The sequence below is a fragment of the Psychrobacter sp. AH5 genome (assembly GCF_040371085.1).
Classification (GTDB): Bacteria; Pseudomonadota; Gammaproteobacteria; order Pseudomonadales; family Moraxellaceae; genus Psychrobacter.
Map to the genome: position 1 here is coordinate 1727129 of NZ_JAMBMT010000001.1, position 24496 is coordinate 1751624.

20 protein-coding genes and 1 pseudogene are annotated in these 24496 nt (G+C 43.0%); 17 read left to right on the forward strand and 4 right to left on the reverse strand.

Features of this window, described 5'->3' with window-relative positions; genetic code table 11:
• Nucleotides 1-104 precede the first annotated feature (104 nt).
• The 3 genes from M0N77_RS07275 (at nucleotide 105) to M0N77_RS07285 (ending at nucleotide 3500) form a co-directional block, all read left to right on the forward strand.
• Complete coding sequence (locus M0N77_RS07275) at nucleotides 105-1706, forward strand: flavin monoamine oxidase family protein (protein WP_353104566.1); 1602 nt, start codon at nucleotides 105-107, stop codon at nucleotides 1704-1706.
• 76 nt (nucleotides 1707-1782) lie between these two features.
• Nucleotides 1783-2436: a cytochrome c gene (locus M0N77_RS07280; protein ID WP_371834223.1), complete on the forward strand. Its 654-nt coding sequence runs from the start codon at nucleotides 1783-1785 to the stop codon at nucleotides 2434-2436.
• A gap of 590 nt (nucleotides 2437-3026) precedes the next feature.
• On the forward strand, nucleotides 3027-3500 hold the full coding sequence (locus tag M0N77_RS07285; protein WP_353104568.1) for a S24 family peptidase: 474 nt from the start codon (nucleotides 3027-3029) through the stop codon (nucleotides 3498-3500).
• Nucleotides 3501-3752: 252 nt separating this feature from the next.
• Here the strand turns inward: M0N77_RS07285 and M0N77_RS07290 are convergent, their stop codons facing one another.
• Nucleotides 3753-4454 carry an IS1 family transposase gene (locus tag M0N77_RS07290; RefSeq protein WP_353104569.1) on the reverse strand — a complete coding sequence of 234 codons (702 nt, stop codon included), beginning with the start codon at nucleotides 4452-4454 and terminating at the stop codon, nucleotides 3753-3755.
• Between the two features lie 1038 nt (nucleotides 4455-5492).
• Between M0N77_RS07290 and otsB the strand changes: the two genes are divergently transcribed.
• From otsB to M0N77_RS07320, 6 genes are read left to right on the forward strand one after another with little or no spacing between them, the layout of a single operon-like run.
• Nucleotides 5493-6443 carry a trehalose-phosphatase gene (gene otsB / locus M0N77_RS07295; protein ID WP_353104570.1) on the forward strand — a complete coding sequence of 317 codons (951 nt, stop codon included), beginning with the start codon at nucleotides 5493-5495 and terminating at the stop codon, nucleotides 6441-6443.
• The gene (locus tag M0N77_RS07300; protein ID WP_353104571.1) at nucleotides 6418-8049 is read left to right on the forward strand and encodes a trehalose-6-phosphate synthase; all 1632 of its coding nucleotides are present in this window, start codon (nucleotides 6418-6420) and stop codon (nucleotides 8047-8049) included. Before otsB ends, M0N77_RS07300 begins: the two co-directional genes overlap by 26 nt.
• 16 nt (nucleotides 8050-8065) lie before the next feature.
• Nucleotides 8066-9166: an acyl-CoA dehydrogenase gene (locus M0N77_RS07305; RefSeq protein ID WP_353104572.1), complete on the forward strand. Its 1101-nt coding sequence runs from the start codon at nucleotides 8066-8068 to the stop codon at nucleotides 9164-9166.
• Entirely contained in the window at nucleotides 9154-9987 is an 834-nt protein-coding gene (locus tag M0N77_RS07310) for a PIG-L deacetylase family protein (RefSeq protein WP_353104573.1), read from the forward strand. Before M0N77_RS07305 ends, M0N77_RS07310 begins: the two co-directional genes overlap by 13 nt.
• The gene (locus M0N77_RS07315; protein ID WP_353104574.1) at nucleotides 9971-10696 is read left to right on the forward strand and encodes an SAM-dependent methyltransferase; all 726 of its coding nucleotides are present in this window, start codon (nucleotides 9971-9973) and stop codon (nucleotides 10694-10696) included. Before M0N77_RS07310 ends, M0N77_RS07315 begins: the two co-directional genes overlap by 17 nt.
• A gap of 13 nt (nucleotides 10697-10709) precedes the next feature.
• A complete protein-coding gene (locus M0N77_RS07320; protein ID WP_353104575.1) occupies nucleotides 10710-11420 on the forward strand; it encodes a glycosyltransferase family 2 protein in 711 nt (236 codons plus the stop codon).
• A 241-nt stretch (nucleotides 11421-11661) separates the two neighbouring features.
• On the opposite strand, the gene M0N77_RS07325 is transcribed toward M0N77_RS07320, so the two are convergent.
• Both M0N77_RS07325 and M0N77_RS07330 read right to left on the reverse strand, forming a co-directional pair.
• The gene (locus tag M0N77_RS07325) at nucleotides 11662-12366 is read right to left on the reverse strand and encodes a hypothetical protein (RefSeq protein ID WP_353104576.1); all 705 of its coding nucleotides are present in this window, start codon (nucleotides 12364-12366) and stop codon (nucleotides 11662-11664) included.
• 292 nt (nucleotides 12367-12658) lie between these two features.
• Nucleotides 12659-12904, reverse strand: coding sequence for a hypothetical protein (locus M0N77_RS07330; protein WP_353104577.1), 246 nt, complete (start codon nucleotides 12902-12904; stop codon nucleotides 12659-12661).
• A 265-nt stretch (nucleotides 12905-13169) separates the two neighbouring features.
• Between M0N77_RS07330 and M0N77_RS07335 the strand changes: the two are divergent.
• From M0N77_RS07335 to infA, 8 genes and pseudogenes are all read left to right on the forward strand, one after another.
• Nucleotides 13170-13920: pseudogene (locus M0N77_RS07335) on the forward strand (IS5 family transposase).
• A gap of 138 nt (nucleotides 13921-14058) precedes the next feature.
• Entirely contained in the window at nucleotides 14059-15147 is a 1089-nt protein-coding gene (gene dinB, locus M0N77_RS07340) for a DNA polymerase IV (RefSeq protein WP_353104578.1), read from the forward strand.
• 129 nt (nucleotides 15148-15276) lie between these two features.
• Nucleotides 15277-16461 (forward strand): tRNA preQ1(34) S-adenosylmethionine ribosyltransferase-isomerase QueA, encoded by a 1185-nt coding sequence (queA, locus tag M0N77_RS07345; protein ID WP_353105593.1) that lies wholly within the window; start codon nucleotides 15277-15279, stop codon nucleotides 16459-16461.
• 162 nt (nucleotides 16462-16623) lie between these two features.
• Nucleotides 16624-18669, forward strand: a complete 2046-nt coding sequence (locus M0N77_RS07350; protein WP_353104579.1) for a peptigoglycan-binding protein LysM — start codon at nucleotides 16624-16626, stop codon at nucleotides 18667-18669.
• Between the two features lie 69 nt (nucleotides 18670-18738).
• A complete protein-coding gene (locus M0N77_RS07355) occupies nucleotides 18739-20382 on the forward strand; it encodes a FimV/HubP family polar landmark protein (protein WP_353104580.1) in 1644 nt (547 codons plus the stop codon).
• A 171-nt stretch (nucleotides 20383-20553) separates the two neighbouring features.
• Nucleotides 20554-21660 (forward strand): asparaginase, encoded by a 1107-nt coding sequence (locus M0N77_RS07360; RefSeq protein WP_353104581.1) that lies wholly within the window; start codon nucleotides 20554-20556, stop codon nucleotides 21658-21660.
• A 74-nt stretch (nucleotides 21661-21734) separates the two neighbouring features.
• Nucleotides 21735-22586, forward strand: a complete 852-nt coding sequence (truA, locus tag M0N77_RS07365) for a tRNA pseudouridine(38-40) synthase TruA (protein ID WP_353104582.1) — start codon at nucleotides 21735-21737, stop codon at nucleotides 22584-22586.
• A 160-nt stretch (nucleotides 22587-22746) separates the two neighbouring features.
• Complete coding sequence (infA, locus tag M0N77_RS07370; protein WP_019671605.1) at nucleotides 22747-22971, forward strand: translation initiation factor IF-1; 225 nt, start codon at nucleotides 22747-22749, stop codon at nucleotides 22969-22971.
• 279 nt (nucleotides 22972-23250) lie between these two features.
• On the opposite strand, the gene M0N77_RS07375 is transcribed toward infA, so the two are convergent.
• On the reverse strand, nucleotides 23251-24342 hold the full coding sequence (locus M0N77_RS07375; protein WP_353104583.1) for a L,D-transpeptidase family protein: 1092 nt from the start codon (nucleotides 24340-24342) through the stop codon (nucleotides 23251-23253).
• Nucleotides 24343-24496: the final 154 nt, after the last annotated feature.

Here is a 24496-nt window from a genome sequence, read left to right on the forward strand (position 1 = left end):
TATAAGTTTGAGGGTGGTTAATGAAATGTAAAAACAATACCGTGCTATAAAAATAAGCAAACCCTGGCTGTCATGGACAAATGCTCTATAACAAGGATATGTAAATGAACGACTTATTTCAAGCGCCTACAAGACGGCAATTACTAGCAATGATCGGTAAGACCGCAGGAGCAACGGCCATGTATCAAGCAATGACGACCTTAGGGTTTGCTTCAGAGTCTAGCTTTAAGCAACAGATTGATCTTAAAGGGGCGCCTGCTGGAGCAAGCATCGTCATTCTGGGTGCAGGTTTAGCTGGTTTAACTGCTGCTTATGAGCTACGTAAAGCGGGCTATAAAGTGACTGTTCTTGAGTTTCAAAATCGCGGTGGTGGCCGCAGTTGGACACTAAACGCTGGTGATAAGTATACTGAATTGGGTGGCGATGAGGTTACTTGCGACTTTAAAAAAGGCAACTACTTTAATGGTGGGCCATGGCGATTGCCTATTCATCATTATGCCGTCTTTCATTATTGCAAAAAGTTTGGCGTGGCGTTGCAGCCTTTTATTCAAACCAATGACCGTGCCTACCTGCACCGTACTACCCATTTTAATGGCGCGCCGCAGCGCTTAGGCGAGGTACAAAACGATGTACGGGGTTATGTCTCAGAGTTATTATCCAAGGCAGTCAATGCAGGTGGTCTTGATAAGACCGTCAATAAAGAGGACAAAGAAAAGCTGTTAGAAGGTCTAAAGGGTTGGGGCGTTTTGGATAATAATTATCGTTACGTCAGAAGCCATGAAACCAGCAAACATCGCGGCTATAGTGTTTATCCAGGTGGCGAGCTGATGCCAGATGCTAAGCCCTCAACGCCAATACCAATGAATAAACTATTGGCTTCAGGAATGTGGGCAGACCTTTATAACAACTATACCGTTCACGTTCATCAACCAACAATGTTTCAGCCTGTCGGCGGTATGGGTAAAATTGGTGATGCCTTCACTCGCGAATGTCGAGATATGATTACCTTCAATGCAAAAGTGACCAAAATCAAGCAAGATGATAGCGGTGTTAGTGTCGATTATGTCGATAGCAATGATCTTGACGGCGTCTCGAAAACCGTACGCGCAGATTGGTGTATTTGTACTATTCCTCTATCAGTATTGACCCAAATAGATATTAATGTCTCAGCACCGATGAAACAAGCGATGGCAGCCGTTCCCTATGACAGCTCCTATAAAGTAGGCTTGGAGTTTAAACGCCGCTTTTGGGAAGAAGACGAATGGATTTACGGCGGTATCACCTATACCGACATGCCTATCTCACAAATCTCCTATCCTTCACACGATATGTTTACCAACGGCTCAGGGGTACTGCTCGGTGCCTATGGGTTTGGAGAAGCCTCTTATAAATTTAATAGCCTGAATCCCAAACAACGCATTGATGCGGCGCTACAGTATGGCAAATATATTCATCCACAATATCCCAAAGAGTTCCGCTCTGGTACTTCAGTCGCTTGGCATCGTATTCCATGGTCGCTCGGTTGCTACGGCATTTGGAGTGAGTCAAGTCGCGATCAATATTACGATACGCTATGCGCGATTGATCACCGTATTGTGCTAGCAGGTGAGCACTGCTCGCATATTCCAGCTTGGCAAGAAGGCGCAATCTTATCCGGTATGGATGCCGCCAAGCGCTTGCACCAAAGAGCAAAAAGCATTGGCTAGCAGCAGTAACATTTAGCTAAAGATGATTGGGCTTTAAAGTGATATTGACTCAATAATAAAGAACTTATAGGTGGACATAGAGATGATAAAACCAAACTTGCTTGCCATATCTACCATCACAGTAGCGTTGGGTGTCACTACACTATCTGGTTGTAGCCGCTATAGCAAAGACCAAACTGCTCATACAACTCCTACTCTAGCTGATCTACAAGCCTCGCAAGTAGTATTTAAAAATCAAGCCAGTCGTAATAATGGCGCATGGGGCGCGGTCTATATGACGAAAGAAGAACTTAAGTCGCCGAGAACTAATATCGTTGATATCAGTTCCTTACCAGCGATGGCAGAAGATGTTGACTTGCAGCAATGGCTAGTCAAATTCGAAGGCAGCTTAGAAGGTAAAACGGGATTTTTTAGCACTAGTGGTAAAAAGCTCTATGATGACTCTTGTGCTGCCTGTCATATGCAAGATGGCAAGGGCGCACAAGGGGCAGGTTACTATCCGCCGCTTGCCAATAACAGTAAGATGCAATCAAAATATTATATCATTAGCGTTATCCTCAATAGTCTTCGCGGTATGCCCTCCTTTCACAGCATGATGAATGATGAGCAGATAGCATCGGTCACGCAGTATGTGCATAGTGATCTTAATAATTTTACTGATACAGTCACTGCTGCTAATATCGCTCAGCTCCGTCATGATTTTCCGCCGGGTTCTGATCCTAGTGAGTAGAGCTTTGAATACCGTCTTTGGGCTGCTCATCTATTGACTCAAAAATATGTCGATAAAAGTCTTTATTATCCTCTATCACGCAGACCACTTCGGAGTGACTGATATATTATTCGTATAGCCAGATTTGTAGATAATAAGGGGTATAAGGAGTTTGCATATCTTCTAACGGGCCTCTCCATGACTGATAGATTTTTTGCAAGCCTTTTAATCAATAGGTATTCACAGTCACCCTGCTTTACAGCCCCACTCTACTATAATCATCTAAAGGATGGTTTCTTAGCAATAACTCAAGAAGCTGTAGTCGCTAGATAGATATCTTTAACCATTGTGGTTATTATAATATGCTTATAGCTATAAAATTAGCATCGATATTAAAAATTATTTAACTCTATAATAGTCTAGATTTGAATTTAAACTATAACTTATTAGGTAATAGACTTCTCGATATTATGGTTTTTAAAATATGATTGATATCTGCATATATCATAGATTGGTTTTACTTTAACAAGTCCTAAAAGCTCTACACGCTATTACTTACATGGTTTAAAGCGCTAATTTATAAGATTTACTTTTGTTAGGTGATGTTGTTAATGTTAGGGTATGAAGAGTGGCTAGAATGGGAGGAAAGAGCGGATGATTTTATTGAAAATAGGTCGACCTTAGAACAGATAAAGAAATATCCCAATTTAAGTGTTTTTATAGAAAATTTTAAACATGTAGAACAACCATTAAGGTCGCAATCTGAAATTGCTGAACGGACGAACAGTAACTTAAGTAAGACCCTATTCTATAATCAAGAAGACCATAGCATGCAGCCGAGAATCACTATTGGTGCACAGTGCTCAGTAGATTTAACTAAACGCACTATAAAAAACGGCAAGTTTTACTTGATAAGAACGGATAGCTTTTACGGGGTAAGAGCACTATTTAGTCAGTCTGATGGTGGCCTGCTACTACAATGTAAGAACAAGGAATATCCAGATGAGAAAATTTCTAAATCCAAAACAGACAGCTTAGAGGTTCTCGGTTATGTTTATGCTTGGACTAATATGGATCCTTGGTAAAGAAATGTCTTAACGTGACCTTAAAGCTACTTATGAAGAATACTAAATATTAAAAAAAGGTCATCTGCACCTTTAGGAGGCATAAGCAAATAATAAGCTCGACTATCCAAACGCGCTAAATCAATAGTTTAATGACAATCGCTCGAATCTGAAGAGGATCAGTGATATTAAATGCATTTGGACTACTAAGGACTGCTTGTATCTAATGTATGATAAAGAATTATGGGTGGTGTTCTAAAAAGTATGCTGGCATCAGACGTAGCCATAATTGACATAGAAGAACACCAGATCGAATACCTTAAAGTGATTATCAAGCTTTTTCGAGAAGCAGCAGGTTTTTCTAACGGCTCGACGTAATCGGTGTCTCAAGCGACAGTTATTACCTTCTATACCTACGGTATGCTGCTTGCCGACTTGTTTGCGATCAAGTTTAAAGGCGGTTAAAAAACTATCCCAGTTATCCATGCTAATAGAACCATAGCTGACTTTGAGCTGATTTAGACGTGCTCTGAGCTTCTTAGCCGTTCTCAAATCACGTTTGCCCCAGACATAAGCCACAATCTCACTGGTAGCACGGTCATAAGCATAAATCAGCCAGACTTTACGTTTCTTACGGTACACGTAAGTCCAAAACTCATCAACCTCTAAGCGTTCATAGTAGCGCTTTTTAGGCGCAATCTTATGAATAGATGAACCTATGGTACTGAGCACTTTGCCAATGCTAACTGAGGCTATCAGAGCAATGTCTCTAACGCCACACCCCCTAACCGTCATTAGCCGTATGAGGTCTTCTATTTTAGAGTGACAGCCGTTGTAAGTTAAGGCATGATCGCCAATAAACTGACGTTTGCAGTCCTTACATTGGTAGTTTTGTTTACCATAGCTTTTTTTGCCATTTTTCTTTAAACTGGGACTGTGACAGTCGGGGCATCTGATATTTATTTGTGTCTTCATAACCTCAAATATATCATCTTGCCTCGGCTGTCACTCTCCTTTATTACCTCAGCATACTTTCTGATACACCACCGAATTATGTACTAGAGAGCTTATTGGCTAAGCAATAAATAAATGTACGCAGCTGATTCGATATGCTGCGCATTCAATGTAATAATTAGGGATAAACGGTTGGGTCAAAGTTTAATTATTACAATCTATATAATTTAATATTTTGTACAATCTGCTGATAACTTTTTTGGTACTCTTAACTGAATCGAAGTCCGTTACATAAATGCGTTTCATCATATTAAAATTAACGACGAGATCTAAAACTAGTTAAACAAACCAATTTTTAAAAGTAATTTTGATACTTATTTGATACTTGAAAAATATTGTTACATCTTTTTAGTTATAGCTAAATATAGTTAATTTAACCCTAAGTCATTGTTTATAAATATATTTTATCTCTACTCATTGCTTATTATCGTTAAGTATATCTAGTTATTTGAGATAGCCAAAGGATTCAAAATCCGTTGCCTTTAAAAGCGTGTCGGTTCGAGTCCGACCACCGGTACCAATTGTAACAGCAATAAAAGAGAATACCGCTAGCCATCCAGCTTAGCGGTATTTTTTTGTCTGCGATTTTATATGGATCAATATTATTTTATAACTAGCGTGTACACTTAAGTGTACAATTTGATACACCCTTAAAGTCAGTTTGATTGGATGATCATTTAGAAAAATTAGCCTCCTACTTGGGAGGTTTTTTTGTGCTTAACATAATTATACTCTTGCCAGCGTCTTACTCAGCCCTCTCTAGCGCCTGCCCTTTTTTCACTGTCGTAAAATCCCATCCTCTTACCTTCTCGCTTTTTAATTCATTTAAACAATGATTAGCTATTATAGCTATCTTCTTTAAAATCAGTAATTTATAAGTTACAAAAGTGATAACGAACTGAGTATCATCACTAACGAAGGATCATTAAGTTTATGGCAAACTTCCTCTAAAGTAGTCTAAACCAACAGCAGGTTATTCTATACATTAAGGAAGTAGATGTGACTTTAGGAAGAAGTATTGATGTGAGCTCATCACCTAGATATATCCCGCCCCAACACTTTACTGATTATTTATCTTATCAGCAAAACTATGCTTTGTTTTTGGATATAGATGGCACCTTGGCGGAGTTTACCTTAGACCCTAAAAACAGTTTTATTCCTAAATCAACGCTGCAAATTTTACAGCAAATACAAAGCTGCGGCGTCAAAGTTGCTATCGTCACCGGGCGTAGCCTTGTTGAAGCTAGGCAAATGCTGTCCCCTTTAGATCTGCCGTTTGCCGCAACCCATGGGTTAGAGATTGCTCTTGGCAAGGGCCTTAATAACATCGAGAAAAGCGACAATACTGTCAATGTTGCCGGCGTCAATAGCGCTGAGCTGGCTGTCATAAAGCAAGCTATTGCTCAATCTAGCCAGCCTTATAATGAGCTTAGCGTAGAGAATAAACCTTACTCTATCGCGCTGCATTTTCGAGAAGACCCTACTTTGGCGGACGTAGCCTATAACATTATGACAAAGACCCTCGAGCACTATCCTAACTGGGTATTAAAGCCTGGCAAATACGTTTGGGAAATAGTGCCCAAAGGTGCCGATAAAGGCTCTGCAATTATTAGCTTATTACAACAGATGAGCGCTAATGATACTCTTTGTCCTATTTTTATTGGTGATGATAGCACTGACGAAGCAGGATTTATAGCTGTTCAACAGGCGTACAGCTCGATAGTAAAACAGCATAACATAATAAAAGGCATGGGCATTAAGGTAGGAGATGAGACTAGTTGCGCCCATTATCGGGTTAATGACATTGCTGAGGTTACTACTTTACTCAGCAGCTTTTTAAGATTTTGCCAAACCTCTTCTGCACCATCGTTTAAACCAGCAGACGCTCACTTTTCACTGACAAAGACAATAGGAGGCCAATGCTATGAACCGCTTAATTGTCTTATCTAACCGGGTAACCCTACCTGACAATCAGCCTATGGCAGGCGGGCTTGCAGTAGCGCTGCAAGATATTTTACAAGGAAGCTCAGTGATTTGGATGGGCTGGAATGGCAAGGTTGTAAAGGGCCATAATGACGGTACTGACAATGACTTTAGTATTTATAATAATGCAACTTTAACAAATACTAAGCCGTCACCTACCACCAAGTGTCTAACTTATATGACCACCCCTTTTACCCATGCGCAATATCAGCAATTTTACTGTGGATTTGCCAATAATGTGCTGTGGCTGCTATTGCATGAACGCCCTGAACTAATAAGCCAGGCGGCTGATGACTATCTAGGCTACCAAGAGGTGAACCGGCTTTTTGCGCAGCAAATCAAACAGATCATTGAGCCTGATGATGTGATTTGGGTGCATGATTATCATTTTTTGAGCGTGGCTTATTATTGCCGAAAGCTTGGAATCAGCAATCGTATAGGCTTGTTTTTACATATTCCCTTTGCGCCCCTAAGCTTTTGGCAACTGCTTGAGCAAAGCGCTGAGCTGATTGCTCACCTTAGTCATTATGATGTGCTTGGCACCCAGACTGAGCACGATAAGACCAACTGTCTGGCGGTTTTGCAACATTATTTAAAAGAGCGCTTATTACCAAACCGTCTTTTAGCTGATTTACCTATCAATACTTACTCTACAAAAGATGATTTTATTGATGCCTATCGATCAGCGGTTAACGAGCTGTTGATCCGTTTAGAGGTAAGAGCTCAGCATTCGCTCATTGTTAAGGCTTATCCCATCGGCGTCAATGTGTCAAAGATACAGCAACAGGTCGCTCATTTGTGGTCGTCTTCAACATCATCTATCAAAGCCAATAAGCAAACTATCAAGCCTGCTACTCAGCAGATCATCGCGGTAGATCGAATCGATTACTCCAAAGGCTTATTAAAGCGTTTTTCGGCGTATCGCGCTTTTTTGCAGCACTATCCTCACTATAAAAACCAGCTACAACTGCTACAAACTGCCTGTCCTAGTCGTTTAGACTTGCCAGCTTATCAGCGCCTCTACGATAAAGTGAGACGGGCTATCACTGAGGTGAATCAGCAATTTTCACCTCATGCATGTACGCCTAATAGCCTTAAAGCGGACACGGTTAGCGCTAATAAAGCAGTTGATTGGCAAGCGATTGACTATAGCGAGCAGGTACTAGATCACAAGGCGTTGATGGGCTTATTTTCGCAAAGCGATGTGGGCTGGGTGAACTCGCTTAAAGATGGCATGAACTTGGTCGCCAAAGAGTATATTGCCGCGCAAAATCCTGACAATCCTGGCGTGTTGTTACTCTCACGTTATGCAGGAGCCGCTGAGCAAATGCAAGAGGCGCTCATTATCGATCCGCTGCAAATCGAGAGTATGATTCAAGGGTTAAGGGTAGCTCTAACCATGCCCCTAGTTGAGCGCCAAGCTCGCTATCAAAAACTGCTACAAGGGCTACAAACAGATAACCTGCAAGCTTGGCAACAACGGTTTTTAGAGGATTTATACAACCCCAGCCCTTATCAGAACCAGACCCAAAGCTTGGGAGCGCAGCAAAGCCCACTACCTGAATCACAATGAACACTTGGAGACTCTCATGCTACTGCTAGAGACAAAAAACCCTTTATTATTAGCGATCAAAACCAGTATAGAAGACATCTTACACGCTGATACTCAAGCTATGAGCACTTTTAGTTTAAGTGATGACTTACGTCATAAAATCCTAAGCTGCTTAGTATCTTATAGCGCTAAGATTCCGCATCCGGCAAGTTATAATGCGAATGCCGATAACGCTTTATCGAACACTTTAATTCGCTGGCAGATTTTGGCTTATGTTGCTGGTCTTGATTTGACGATTGCTAAATGGTTCGAATCGCATCTAGATGCTTTGAGTATCTTACATGAGCTAGGCTATGAGCAGGCTGCTAAGGGGTTATGGGCAGTTTGGGCGGCAGAAGGTCATCCCGATCCGATACGTTATAGTCAAGGCAAAGCGCGCGGCACCAAAGCGTGGTGCTCGGGAGCAAATAGTGTCGATAATGGCTTACTCACTTATCGCGATGAGCAAGCTAGGTCCTGTCTGCTTATCATAAATATGCACCAGCAAGGCATTGCGATTGACAATAGTGCATGGCAAGCGGTAGGCATGCAGGCGACTGATACCGCTACTATTCAATTTAATGAAGTAGCGGCCCGACCAGTGGGAGCGGCGAGTGCCTATTTAGATCGCGCGGGATTTTGGCATGGCGCAGCGGGCGTTGCGGCTTGCTGGTATGGCGCTAGCGCAAAGCTAGCGAGCTACTTGATAAGCGCTTATCAGCAAAAACCGCACGCTTATAAAGCGATGTATTTAGGCCAAATCAGTACCGCTTTGGCAGTCAATCAGCAGTATTTTTATTATGTTGCCAAGCTAATAGATACTCAGCCAAAGGTTAGTCATGAGCTGGTGATTCGTCAGCTAAGAGCGAACACCGAGCAACTGGCGCGGAAAGTCATAGAAGTCATGGGACAAGCTTTGGGGGCTGCGCCGTTTTGTAGTAATGCGCACTTTGCCAGATTGGCAGCCGATTTGCCTGTGTTTATTCGCCAAAGTCATGGCGCTTTTGATTTACAAAAGATTGGCGAGCTGGCTAGTGAGTCTATCGGCCCGTTATCAAAAAACCCTCTGATTAGGCAGGAGGATCTATGGCAGTTATAACTTTGAGTAATGAGGTTTTAGATGATAAGGTGGAACAAAATAGCCACCCGATCGTTGGTGACCGTATCATTAAAGGGCAAGGCACCAGTCAAAAGGCTTGGCAGAATTGGGCAGGACTACAAAATATGGCGCGGTTAGATGTCGCTACTCGCTTCCCTGCACAGCAGCGAGTGTGTCTTTTTGCGCCGCATCCTGACGATGAAATATTAGGTTGCGGCGGTCTACTACAGCAGCTGGCGGCTAATGGTAATGATATTTTGCTGGTTCACGTCACCAACGGCACCCAAAGTCATCCCCACTCACAAATTTATTCTCAAGATAAGCTCAACATTATCCGCCCACAAGAGAGTCTAGCAGCGCTAAAGGTGCTAGGCGTGGAGCAGCAGGTCACAACTATCCACTTAGATTTGAGCGATGGCGAGGTATTCAATCAGCAGGCAAAGCTGCATAACAAACTGACCACTATCATTCAGCCGAATGATATTTTGGTGACGCCCTTTATACACGACGGTCATCCTGATCACGAAGCGACGGGGCAAGTCGTCGCTGCATTTGCTAGACAACAGCAATTGGCTTGTTATCAGGTATTGATCTGGGCATGGCACTGGGCTGAGCCTGCTGACAGCCGTATTCCTTGGCAGCATGCTGTTAGAGTAACTTTAGATACGCAGCAATTACAGCGTAAAACCGCGGCGATTACTTGTTTTAAAAGCCAAATCGAGAGCGATGAGAGTACCGGCAATCCACCTATTTTATCCGCGCAAACTATCGCTAGAATCAGCCAACCTTGGGAGGTGTATCTATATGAGCCAAATGCCTAACTCTACTTTGCCAGTCGATGCTGGTTTCAGCGCTACTGACTTAAGCGCTTCTGATCTAACCACTTTTGATAGTCAGGCTGATGGCTATCCAGAGGCTTATTTTGATGCCTTATATCAAGGTAATGGTGATCCTTGGCAGTATCAAACGCGCTGGTATGAGAAGCGCAAGCGTGATATGTGTTTAGCAGCATTGCCGCAAGCGAATTATATTAATGGCGTTGAATTAGGCTGTGGGAATGGCGTATTTAGTGAATTGTTGGCTGGTCGCTGCCAGAGCCTCTTGAGTATAGATGGTAATCAAAAAGCGGTGCAGCTCGCCAAACAACGCTTAGTAAACCACTCCAACATCAAAGTGGTACAAGGGGTGATTCCTCAAGTTTTAGCGGAGACCCCGATCAATAATAACCAGTCTTATGACTTAATAGTTATTAGTGAGATTTTATATTATTTACCTCTAGCTGATATTGATCAAGTTATCTCTTGGATTGAGCAAAGCCTTGCTTTAAGTGGCACCCTACTTTGCTGTCATTGGCGCTATGAGATTGAAGGCTTTGTGATGACTGGCGAAAGCGTACACCAGCATTTGCAGCAGGCGTTTAATAAAAATTCGGCTTTTACCCATCAAAGCCAACTGGTCGACAGTGATTTTTTATTAGACGTTTGGCAGCGCTCAGCGCAGACCATCGCCATGCAAGAACAACTCATATAAAATAGGTCAGCGTATGAGAGCCAATAAACCCGGCAATGATATCGACAAGGCTACCACCATCGCCATTGTGATTCCGGCGCATAACGAGGCGTCGACTATTAGGGCTTGTCTAACGTCGGTGCAGCTCGCTATTGAGCAATTGCCCTCGACTATCAGCGCTTACCCTTTAATAGTCCTTGACAGCTGTACCGATGAGACACTGAGTTTAGTCAAGAGCGCCAAGGTTGAATATTTGAGCTGTGATTACCGCTGCGTGGGACGGGTGCGAGACTTAGGGTGTCGTCATGCTATCGCAGGCGGCGCTACTTGGCTTGCCTGCACCGATGCGGACTCGATAGTCGCTGTAGATTGGCTCACGCAGCAAATGGCTTATCTTAAGCAGCAGCCGACTGCAATGATTTGCGGGGTGGTAAACGTTGATAATTGGGCGCATTTGAGCACTCAGACCCAGCAAGCTTATGAGGCTCATTATCAAGACACTATGGGTCATCGTCATATTCATGGCGCTAACCTTAGCTTTAGTAGTGAGGCCTATGTTGCCGTTGGCGGCTTTGTGCCGCTAGCTTGTCATGAAGATGTTGAGCTGGTGCAAAATTTTCAAAGCCAAGGCTACCCTATCACTTGGAGTAATAAGGTGCGAGTAACCACCAGTAGCCGCTTGCAAGCAAGGGCTACAGAAGGGTTTGCAGCCTTTTTGGCAAATTTAGAAAATAACCATTTATAGTCGTTTTTTAATAGCTTTCAAATAGCTTTTGGTTGATATCTCATTTAATACTGATGAATAAACACTTCATCGGCATAAGTAAAAATCGCCACTTAAATCAGTGGTTGTTCATGACTTCGATAAGACTCGTACAAATAACGCGGTTTATGCGGCAAAGCTTTTGCTCAAGCAAGCCCTGACATAAAGAGCGAAAATTATCAAACGATAATAACGCCGATATTTTAGCGTCTATTATACAGTCCTACTCCGCCTCATCAATCCTCTGATTGAGCACATCCGCCATCTCATCATCGATAATATGATCTTCGATATAATTGACGACAGCATAAATAGTAGTCAAATCCATCTCTCTGACGCCTAATTTGACCAGCTCAGCATTGATAGTCTCTAAGCTTATGACATCGTCAGGATTGCCCAATAGGTGCTCGTCAAAACCATCATGGACGAACCAGTATAGCTTCTCAAGCACGTTAGTCTTTTCGGACAAAGTCGAATAGCCATCGCCTTGAATAAATAAATTAAAGCGATAAGGCATCTCGATATCATTGATATAAAAAGTGCGCAAACAGTCTATGGTGTAAGCTTGGCTGTCCTCTTGCTGGTGCTCATCGCTGGTTTGCAAACTGTCCTGCTCTGACATCGGCTCTGTGACTAAGCGGCTTAGTAGCTGATAGTCGCCTGCTGTTATTTTATGGTTATAGATGATGGCTGCATCGCCAATAGCGTCAAAAATAACGGCGCTAATATCTAAGGTATTATCATCGATATCATAAAAGGCTTTTAGGGCCGGCAAAAACTCGGTGAGCTTGTCGTCGGGCACTTCGGTCAAAAACTGCTGCTCATAGATAGTGATCATATCTTCAGGAGCATATAGATTGACATTATCGACTTCGTTTCTGCCAGTGGCGGTCAGAGGAATCAAGTTAAAGGGATTGTTATTAGTCATGCACAGCTGCCTTATGATATAAATTTGCGGTATCAATATCTGTGGCTATTATTCTGGCGTGTATCGCCGATTATGTCGTCACAGAATCTATAGCGGGCATTATCGCTTATTCAGTTGCTTTTAGATATATGCTCTACTCTAACCGCAAGCTAAATTGGCAGATTAGCCTGTCCCTACTCACATCATAAGACCTTTTATTACTACCAAAAACTATTAGTGGCTCAAAGCTTAATGCAAGATGCAAAATATAGTTACTATTAAAGCTGATAATAAGGTTTGATAATCCTAGTTTTTAGGACTCCATCAATTCTTGTTCGATAGCACTTATCTTAATAGGTACTGCAAATGCCCAAGCTCTACCATTATTACAATAGAACTGTCCGTCATAAAACGAGACAATATGAGCGGTAAAATCATTACCGTAATGATCCATCATCGCTTGCTCATCGCTCTCATCATCTACCGCGCACCATATTTGTGTTGCTCCATTCATAAGCATAACTCTAGTCAGCTCGCTTCCTGTAATTAAATGACTCATCATCAATTTCCTTGTCATTAAGTAATTAATAGTTACTATTTTTATAGTAAATGCTTTAGTAGATCTAGGCTAAACTTATTTTGGTTAAGTGGTTATTTAGACTAGCCAATGGCTCGATTTGACTTTACCGTACAGATATCAACTATAGCTAACTGACTTTATATTGATAATAGTACAAATGTACTAGGGCGTGTCTTCAATTGGATAAGCCCTAAATAATAGTTACAATACCGCATCTATTGAGTCGATGCGAGAAATACAAGTTATGGCAAGAAAAGCATTAACAGATACGCTTTGGGATCAATTGCAATCGACGATGATAAAGTACGGCTGCTATCAAACTCAAAACAGCCGAGAGATCATGGAAGCCATACTGTGGAAACTACGCACAGGGGCGCCTTGGCGAGACATACCTGAAGAATTATGTTCGTGGAAAACAGCCTATAGTCGTTTCAACCGCTGGTCGAAAACTGGCTTGTGGGCGGATTTTTTTTAGCCTTTGAGCAGAAGTTGATACGGAATGGGTATTCACAGACGGAAGCTATGTTCGCTGTCATCAGCATGCAAGTGGAGCTCGGCGTGGTGAAGAGCGAGCAATTGGACAAAGCCGTGGCGGAGCAACTACAAAGATACACCTATCCTGTGATGCCGATGGATATCCGCTCCATTTTAAAATCACTGGGGGTGACGTCCACGACAGTCAAATTGCAGGTGAATTGATTGAGATGATTGGACAGGCAGATTACTTTATCGCTGATAAAGGCTATGACTCAGAGTGTATCAGAGACAAAGCTCGAAGCCATAATATGATACCTGTCGTTCCTAAAAGGAAGAATGCCAAACAGCCTAATCCAGAGTTTGATAGCTATTTGTACAAACTGCGTCATCTTGTTGAAAATATGTTTGCAAGGCTTAAACACTTTCGTAGTATCGCCACTCGCTATGAGAAGTTAGCGCGTAATTTTAAGTCAATGCTTTATCTGGCGTGTACTATCGTTCATTGTAAGATGAATTGAAGACACGCCCTAATACCTATATCAATGGCATATAAAAGCTACTATTGATAGTATGAACGGTAATCTTATGATAAAAAAGCAATTTTCTCTAAAATGATTATCCGCAAAACAACCTTATATTGAGGTAAAATAGCAGCTATGACTGCAGCCTCCTCCCCCTCTCAGCGCAAAATCATTCATCTAGATATGGATGCTTTTTATGCTAGTGTCGAGCAACGTGATTTTCCTGAGCTACGAGGCAGGCCATTAGTGGTCGGCGGCGATCCTAGTGGTCGCGGGGTGGTCGCGGCGGCTAGCTACGAGGTACGCAAATTTGGTGTACGCTCAGCGATGTCTTGTTATGAGGCGCGTAAGCGTTGTCCGGATGTGTTATTTGTGCGCCCGCGCTTTGAGGTTTATCGCGCGGTTAGTGCCGATATTCGTAAGATTATGCACCGCTTGACGCCGCTAGTAGAGCCTCTATCTCTAGACGAAGCTTATCTCGATGTCACGGGACTTAACGCTCATAAGGGCTCAGCGACTTTGATGGCCAACTGGCTACGCGCGCAAATACTGGAGCAGACGGGTCTTACCGCCTCCGCTGGGGTCTCATTTAATAAAATGCTAGCCAAAATAGCCTCTGATCTTAATAAGCCCAATGGTACTGCTATTATCACTCCAGATGAGGCTGAGGCTTTTATTAGTAGCTTACCGATTGAGCGCTTTCATGGCATTGGTAAAGCGACGGCCAAACGTATGCATGCTTTAGGTATCAAGAATGGTGCTGATTTGCGTCGTACCGAAGCTACGCTACTAGTAAATGAATTTGGTAAACGGGGTCAGTTTTATCATGACATCGCTCACGGCAAGGATTTGCGTCCGGTAAAAGCGCAGCGCCAACATAAATCAGTCGGTTCTGAGACCACTTTTCGCGATAATCTAAGGGCTGATGCGCCTTTACTAGTGCAGATTTATGAGCAAAACGATGACGCTTTTACGCAATTACAAAAAAAGCAGCTTATCGCTTATACCATTACTCTAAAAGTTAAATACGCCGACTTTAGCCAAATCACGCGCTCACATACTTTATCCACCGCCTTTACTAGCGCTGAGTCCGCGCACTACTGGCTCGATAAACTGTTTGCTGATATCCCGCGTACTTTGCCCATCCGTCTAGTAGGCGTCACTTATTCTACTTTAGAGCCTGCCACACAACAGCTACCGCAGCTCAATTTATTTGATTTTTAATGAGTACAAGAGCCACGGCGCTTAGTGTTAGAGCGACTCTTAAGTTACTATCTTGCCAGGCTTTCTGCTACAATTGTGCCAAAATTTTCTCTTATAAATGATTTCATAATGACTGATATAAATTCTACTATGGCTCCTAACCACGCACCTGTCGATGAGACAAATACAGACGCCTATTTAAGTGTTGATAACTATTTAAGCGTTGACGATTATGATTATGAGTTGCCTGATTCTCTTATTGCCCGTTATCCGCTTGAGGAGCGCTCAGCCTCCAAGCTACTGTACTTGCCAGCAAGCTTAAATAATAAACCATCTAAGCCTATCGATCATTTATTTACTGATTTACCCTCGCTGCTCAATACAGGCGATTTGATTGTATTTAATGATACCAAGGTGATGAAGGCACGCTTATTTGGACAAAAAGACACCGGCGGTAAAGTTGAGGTTTTAATCGAGCGCTTAGTGCAGCACGAGGATATGACGGCTGACAAGCTTGAGCCTTGGCGCGAGCAAGCAGCGACTTATCCGCATCTAGCGCTATGCCATATCAAGGCCAGTAAAGCGCCAAAAATAGGACAGCAGCTCTCCTTTGCCGGCGCGCAAATGAACGCGCTGATGATAGGTCGTGAAGACAATTTATTTATATTAGCGTTTGCCGCGCCCCTCTTGCCAGACTTAGAGCGCTATGGCGAGCTGCCGATACCGCCTTATTTTGAGCGGCATGCTGATGCAACTGACAACACTCGCTATCAGACCGTTTTTCATGATCCGGCAAAACTTGCTAGCGTCGCTGCTCCTACGGCAAGTCTGCATTTCGATGAAAAAGTATTGGCTATGCTCGCGGACAAAGGCATCAATACTGCTTTTGTGACGTTGCATGTCGGCGCTGGAACCTTTGCCCCGGTTAAAGCGGACAACTTGCTTGAGCATAAGATGCATAGCGAATACGCGCATCTACCGCAAGCGACCGCCGATCTGATCAATCAAACCCATGCTAATGGCAAGCAAGTGATCGCTGTCGGCACCACCGTGACTCGAGTGCTTGAGAGCGCTTATCAGCAGACTGCAATCGATGGACAGCCGCTAGCGAGTTGGTCTGGCGATACTGAGATTTTTATTTATCCAGGCTTTAAATTTGGGGTAATTGATCGTTTATTGACTAATTTTCATTTGCCAAAATCGACCTTATTAATGCTAGTAGCAGCCTTTGCTGGCAAGTCTACGATTGAGCAAGCTTATCAGCACGCTATTGAGCAGCAGTATCGGTTTTTTAGTTATGGCGATGCGATGCTTTTGGATAAAGCTTATCAATAAGGCGCTACCCTAAAACTGCAGATACTTTTTATTTATCGCTTACTATCTATATTTTATGCGCTAGGCATTACCACATTTTGCGTTTGCTTAATGCAATAATTAAGTTAATATGACTAAACTATAGATTGCTATATATCTAAATGGCTACTTAAAGGGCAGCGCATGACTTGGCACTTATCTCATCGACCTACTCAGCTGTACTACGCAGTATCTGCAGCTATGTTATGTGCTATGGGCGCTGTAGTAACACTACCAAGCGCTGCCGCGGCGACGCTTGGTAAAACGACTATTACCTCATCGCAGCATGAGCCCCTAGTTGCTATTATCAGTGTTTCTGATATTGAGACCGCAGACTTCTCTGCAAGCTTAGCTAGTCCTGTGCTCTATCAGCAATTAGGCTTGTCGCCAACGGACTCTATGTCAGTGAGTTTTGTGCCTACCTCGGCAACTACCGGTCAAGTGGTAATCAGTACCTCGCAGCCTGTCTCCAAGCCCTTTGCCGATGTAGTGCTCGCTATCAATGATAAAGGCAAGCGTAATGTCATTCCAAAGACCTTGCTGATGCCGCTTAGTACTAGTGTGCCTATCAAACCACAAAATCGAGTAATAGCCACTGCCATCAAACCAAACTTACCGGTCATATCGTCTACTAATGCCAAACCTTTAGCGGTTAAACGCGGTACTCCGCCGCCTTTATTTGAACAAAGCTTACCGCAAACCGCCTCTTTAGCTAGCAACCGTTTAAAGTCAAACCTTAGTCAAAATCTGCCAACTATGAGCGTAGATAGCGCTCCGAATTTGCCATTTGCACAAACGGCTATTACTCAAACCACTACAGCGCCGCGCACTAACCAAAGTAGCAGTAGCATAAGTAATAACCGCTTAGCTACCGGTCATAATGCAGCAGCAGTCGACACTAGCACTCTGACTACTAGCACTCTAACTATAGCAGCGACTAATCGCGTTACTAGCCGGGCTGATGATGAGCGCTCAAACAACATTAACCAAAGTGCGCTAGCTACTAACGCCGCGGTTGTGCCGTCCGCGCCAGCTAATACTACTAATAAAGGTTTAGCAGACACTCCAAGTGTTGATATTGCGGCAAGCTCAGCGGCTGATAGACAACAAAGCCTGCTTAATCAAAATCAGCTGCAAAGTAGCGCCGAAAACCACAAAGCTTTAAATACGCCTCCTGCAAACAAGGACTTTTTAAATAACGCTAGCACTTTAGATAATGACACTTTAAACATAGAAGTGACTCGGCAAATCACTGTCCACAATAGCCCTATCAATAAAGTCGATAGCACAAAGAGCCCTACTCTAGCGCTAAAATTTGATGACAGTATTGCTTTATTAAGTGCTGCCAAATTAAGTGCTGCCAACAGCGAGAGAGTAAAGAGCGAAGCGGCAGCTACTCAAAAAGCTAATAGCCTAGCCAAAGAGTCAACAGCTGATTCACAGCCAGCTTTGACTAGTAGTGCAGCTAATGATGTCAAAACTACTAATCCAGCAGCTAGTAACATAGAAGCGGATGATAGTTTATTACAAAGTACCCAAGAACAAAGCGTGACTTACACCGTGCAGCGTAATGATAATTTATGGATTATCTCGCAGCAAATCGCTAAACAAAACAATCTAGATATCTCAGTAGTAATGCGGCAGATAAAGGCTCAAAATCCAGATGCTTTTATTAATCAAGACGCCGGTCAGCTCAAAGCCAATGCGCAGTTGAGTCTACCAAACTATGAAGTCGTGCCTTCACAAAGTAGTATACAGGCAGCGATAGCAGCGCAGCGTGAGCGCTCTTTACAACGCAAAGACGCTATGGCTAAAACTAAACGCCAATCCAAATTAGAGACTTTAGATAAAGCAGAATCAGCCACAGCAAAAGCTACTACCAAACCCTCAAAGCCGGCTAATAAAGCAACAACCACCCAGACCTTACCGCAAGCGCGGTTTTCAGTTGTAGCGCCGGGTGGTAAGGGCGAAGCGGATGGCACCCAAACGAAGGCAACCACAGCGACTGGCAGTGGTTTAGATACTAATATCTTAGCATCGCTAAAGTCATCTCGTAAAAGCACTGCCACCCAAGCACAGCGAGTCATATCTACCAGCAATACTTTGGGTAGCTATACACAAAAATTACAATTACAAAACCAAAAACTAGCTGAGCTTGAAGAACGTCTAAAAAAATTACGCAATCAATAACCGCCTAGCTGACCGGCCAGACTTGCTATACACTCGCTCCGGTCAGCACGAATAGTTGTAGGAATTATTATGGATAATATGCTATATATCGTTGCAGGATTAGTTATCATTTTACTAATAGCGGTGCTGATACTGCGTAGGCAAAAAGCGCAACCACCAGCTAGAGCTATCGGTGAGACCAGCGAAAAGCGAGTCAAGCATACGCCTGCTCCTGAGGATACTGTTAACAGTTCTGCAGCGGCTACTAAATTTGATAGTCTAACCATAGCAGAGCGCTTCTTAGATCAGCAGCGCTATGATAAAGCTATCGAGGCATTGGAGCGTGGATTGATTAAAAAACCGCATGATGCTAGCTTATCTCTCAAGCTGCTCAATATCTATGCGCTTACTAAGCAATCAGATAACTTTTATAGAACTTATGACGCTATTAGCGCTCATAGTGATGCCGCTACTATCGCTCAAGCTAATGAGCTAAAGTCGCTCATAGACCAAGAGCATACTCAAACTACTCAGATATTGGCCCGTACTGATAAAGAAAAGAGCGCTGATAAGCCTAATGCCAATAAAGAGGGTTATGAAGCTCTAGATTTCGATGTATCAACCTTGCCAGATGAGGTACATAGCCACCTTCAAAGTAGTGTTCATGACTCTAGTTCACAGCCAGCCATAAGCGCGGATCTTAGCTCAGTAGAGCTCGAACACTCCTTACAAGCTGACTCTGATGAGCATTCTTTTATTAATGAGTCTCTGAGCGCCGATGCCTCAGCTACGTCTCAGCCAGTAGATAATAGCTTTGATCTCACACTTGATGACTTAGAGAATGAGACAGCACAGAGTGAGGCTGACGATTTTGATATTTTTGCAGCTGATGGTTTTGATGAGACTATTAATCCCGGCCCTATTGATCATTCCTTAAATGAGTTGAGTCTGGACGATGTTAGCTTTGACAGCGATGACTCTTTGACGGTAAATGATGGCTTAGAAAATCAGCCCTTGGCGCTAGAGGATACTTCTTTAGCTTTTGAGCCTGATACTAACAGCTTTGTAACTACTGAAAATATTAGTGACGACTTTGCTCTGAGTTTTGATGAGCCAACCACTGCCAGCTCTCCTGTAGAGTCTAATAAACCAACCTTTGAGCAAAAACACACACCAGCTAAAAGCGCTTTTGAAAAAGACTTCGAAGAAGATTTTGTGCTCGACTTTGATGACTTAGCGGCTCAGAGTGGTTTTGATACTCCTACCGATGATAAAGCTTTAGCTAGTGATGAGACAGCTCTGCCGAGCGACTCATCTGACTTTGATTTTGAACTAGATTTGGAAGAGGAAGATAGCGAGCCAAGTCCTGATGTAGACCAAATCGCTGATAATGATGTTTTATTGTTCGATGACAATACGCCTATCGATGATGACTTTGGTTTGATTGATGACATCAGCTTAGCTGACGATCTTGTAGCAGATAACACAGTGAGCGCTGATGCGCCTGTGACAGCTGACGAACCAAAGGCTACCACAGATTTTGCCAGCCAGTTTGCCGCTGATTTTGACTTCGTTAACGACTTAGATAATAATCAAGTGACGCTAGACCTAGCCGCTAAGTATTTAGAATTAGGGGAATACGATAGCGCCAAACGCTTATTGAATGAGGTAGTTCATCAAGGCAACAGTGAGCAACAATCCCAAGCGCAAGCACTGTTACAGCGTACCGCTTAGGTATAGTCTAAATTAAGAAATCACCGGTTAATCAGCTATAGATTAACCGCCGCTATCTAAAATGATCACGACTTTTATAGTGTCAATACATAGTGTTAGTAATAGCTGTCAATACTTTAAGAGTGTTGATAGTTATTATTAATCATAATATCAATACCTTGCGAGCTTAACATGGCCTCACCTTCCTCTTTATCAGCCTCACTCTCGCAGCCTATACAGCTGATTTATGCGGGCGGTACTTTTGGTAGCTATGGACGACCCTTAGCGCCTTTAGCGGCTGATGTCTTCTTACCTACTTTGCAGCAGCTTCTTACTGGTCATGATGACGCGGCTTTTTTGCCTGCTATTGCTTGGCTGGACAATACGCTGATCAAAGACAGTAGTCAGCTGACGCCCAGCGACTTTGTGCACTTTTATACACTGCTGCTGTCTGCCTACGCTTCAGGTAAGCGCCAGTTTGTACTAATTACTGGTACTGATACCTTAAGCTATTTGGGTGCGTTTTTGGCAGAAGCTTTTGCCGGCTCCGATATTTGTATTATCGTCACTGGTAGTATGCGCCCCTTACTCGATAGTGAAGATCTGCACTCTTATAAGGTCGATAGTCATAGCGATGCTTGGGATAATTTGCGCGGATCTTTGCGCTTAGCAGCAGGCGGACAGTCTGGAGTAAAGATATGTTTTGGCGGCGAGTCATGGCCGGCGCAGACGGTACAAAAAATTCACAGTCATGACTTTATGGCCTTTACTGGGCACTCTCGCGCCGCCTACCCTGATAATAGCTATATAGATAAACTGGCAGAGACTCGCCGGCAGCACTGGCTTGATGATCAACAAAGCTTTTTATCAGCGCTGCAAGCTCGCCGTGAGCAAGCTATCGTCCATGCTTTATATTGTCTACCTAATGATGCTGACGTGCTCAGCACACAGCTACAAGCGCTACTCTCAAAGCCTCCTTGCGGTATCATATTGTTAGGATTTGGCAGTGGCAATGTGCCTTATTCGCCACTGCTTGCCGAGACACTACAAGCCGCTTATAAGCAAGGTCATATGGTAGTTTGCGCTAGTCAATGTGCGTTTGGCGGAGTCAGCGACAGTTATGCCGCTGGTAGTTGGCAATATAATTATCAAGTCATCGCAGGTGGTCGCCTAACTATTGCTGCTATCTATGCGCGTCTTTTATGGCTACTATTACGCTATGATACTCCCGCTCGTAGGCGTCAACGCTGGACGTATACCGTCAATCAAGCAAGCACCTCCACTAGTCGTAGCCGTTAGATTGATAATGCTATATTTAACTAAAAATAAAACTAAAAGCCATAACCTCTCAAAACCTAAGCGCCCTACCCAATATGACTGATTCTTTATTAGCTGCTAAGCAAAAACAATCCACCCCTAAGCCAACTTATACTTTAGCCATCGCTATTGAGTTTTTGGGAACTAATTATTACGGTTGGCAACGACAAAAAGAGGTTTTGGGTGTTCAGCAAGTGCTAGAAGACGCTATCAGCAAAGTGGCAGATGAGACGGTAGAAGTCATCGCTGCAGGGCGTACAGACTCTGGGGTACACGCTAGTAATATGATGGCGCATTTTGTTACTCAGGCGTACCGACCGACCCTAAATTGGCTCAGAGGTATTAACAGCTTATTGCCTGATGATATCGCGCTGCGCTGGATACAACCGATGCCTGATGATTTTCATGCTCGCTTTAAGGCGATTGCTCGGCGCTATCGCTATATCACTCTTAATCAAGCTACGCGTCCGGCTATTCTCAATCATCAAGTGACTCATATTCGTGAGCCTTTGGATTTGACCGCGATGCAAAAGGCCGCCGCTCATATAGTTGGCACTCATGATTTTACGAGCTTTCGCGCCGCTGCTTGTCAGTCTAATCAGCCCATACGTAAAGTAAGCCACGCCAAGCTTTTCGCCCATGGTGCTTTTATTGTTTTTGATATCCAAGCCGATGGTTTTTTGCATCATATGGTGCGTAACTTGATGGGGACGCTATTGGCTATTGGGCGTCATGAGCGACAGCCTGATGACTTTTTGCATATTTTGGCTCAAAAAGATCGAACTATCGCGCCGCCTACCGCTTCAGGTGACGGGTTATACTTTATTAAGGCTTATTATCCTGAGGTTTACGAGTCGCTACTACCGAAAGAGCCTTTAACCCCGGTTTGGCTCAATTTGCCGGATTAGAGATGTATAGCCTAAATTATGCACCGTTTAGTAATTAAGAATCAACGAGCTAGCATACATAACAGCTACAAGCTGTCAAGCAAAAACCAGCTTTCATATTGCTTTAATACTTAAACTTACGTATAATATGTGCTTATTTTTCACTGATTGATATAAAATTATGGCTAAAAAAGACGATATTATTGAGTTTGAAGGCGAAGTCATCGATACCTTGCCAAATACTCTATTCAAAGTTCGTTTAGAGAACGGACACGAAATCATTGCGCATATCTCAGGTAAAATGCGTAAGCATTACATTCGTATTTTGACTGGGGATAAAGTCAAGGTCGAGATGACTCCTTATGACTTAACTAAAGGTCGTATCACTTACCGCGGTAAAAACTAATCCTTTTTTGTTGAGGTAATAAGTTATTCACCTAGCAAATCATTAAATTGACAAAGTATTAACATGTTTTGGCGAGCCGTTTAGACGATTTATTTAGTGCTACTTATCTAAGCGATATTCTAAGTCAACCGTATTGACATTTAATAGACTAAAGCCGCAGTGGTCTAAACTTTAGAATACTAATAATAAAAGCTTAAGCCTTTAATACAAAAATACCGCTACTTATTAGCGGTATTTTTATGTCTACTAATCAGCAGTTAGCTTAGTCTCGATGGTTGATTATTTAAATTCTACCGTAGCATCATCTTCAATCGCCCCTAATAATGCTAAAGCATCCCAATTGGTTAGGCGTACACAGCCGGCTGAAGCTTGACGGCTAATGCGAGCCGGATCAGGTGAACCATGGATACCATATGATGGTTTGGTTAGACCAATCCAAACCACGCCGACCGGATTATTAGGGCCTGGCGGAATAATTAACTTCTCACCATTATCACCGGTATAAGTATAATTAGGCTCATTCACTTTTACTTTGACTTTATGAGTGCCGGTTGGCGAAGGCGTAGCAGTACTACCCACCGTAGTAGGATAACTGGCTATTAGCTTATTTTGATCATCATAAGCATATAAAGTCTCAGTAGCTTTATCAGCGACGACTCGGCTTACAGGCTTAGTATTAGGATTACCAGGATTATAAACGGTAATAGTCTCGCCAGCACTAAAGCTTGCTTTTGGATTTAGTGATTTTAGGTAGCTCTCACTGATATGGAATTTCTCAGCTAATGCCTCAATGACGCTCTCATAATACATCCCTTCAAGCTTAGATTTGGCTTCAGCGCCAGCAGGAATAGTAGTGGTTTTGATATTCACATCATCAGCCGTTAACTTGTAACGAACCAACACCGGTTGGCGCGTTAGTTTTTCGCTTGCGGTCAAGGCATTCCAAGTCTCAGTATTCAAATTATCGGTGACTGTCAGACCTTTAGCTTTTTGAAAAGCTTGCATGGCTTTACGAGTATTTTTGCCCCAATAGCCGTCTACTGGACCCACACCATTTTGATGCCAGTTTAATAATGCTTGTAGGCGCGTTCCTACTACCCGATCTATTTTTTTGCCCTGTTGCCACTCAGCACTATTAATCTGCTCAGCCGATTTATCTAAGCCTTCAGTGTTATATTTAATAGTGGGTAGCAGCTTATTCAAGGATTTTGCAGTCGCAGTATTATCGGTTTTGGCAGTATTTATTTTTTGACTAACGCCATTAGTTACTGGGCTTATATCATCATTAGCCGCTATAGCTGGAGTGATAACTAATAAACTACACAGCCCAGTTGCCATAATAGCACTGGATATTTTAGTTAAGGTATACATATCTTTTCCTCAAAGGTCATAAAGTTCTTTTTATTTATGCAATCAAACACCTTAATAATAATGCCATAGCCCCCGGTCAACATATAAGGCCATTATGTTAATAACCCGCTACTCCTGCGGTATCTATGTAAAATCCCTGTAACTATGCTATAAA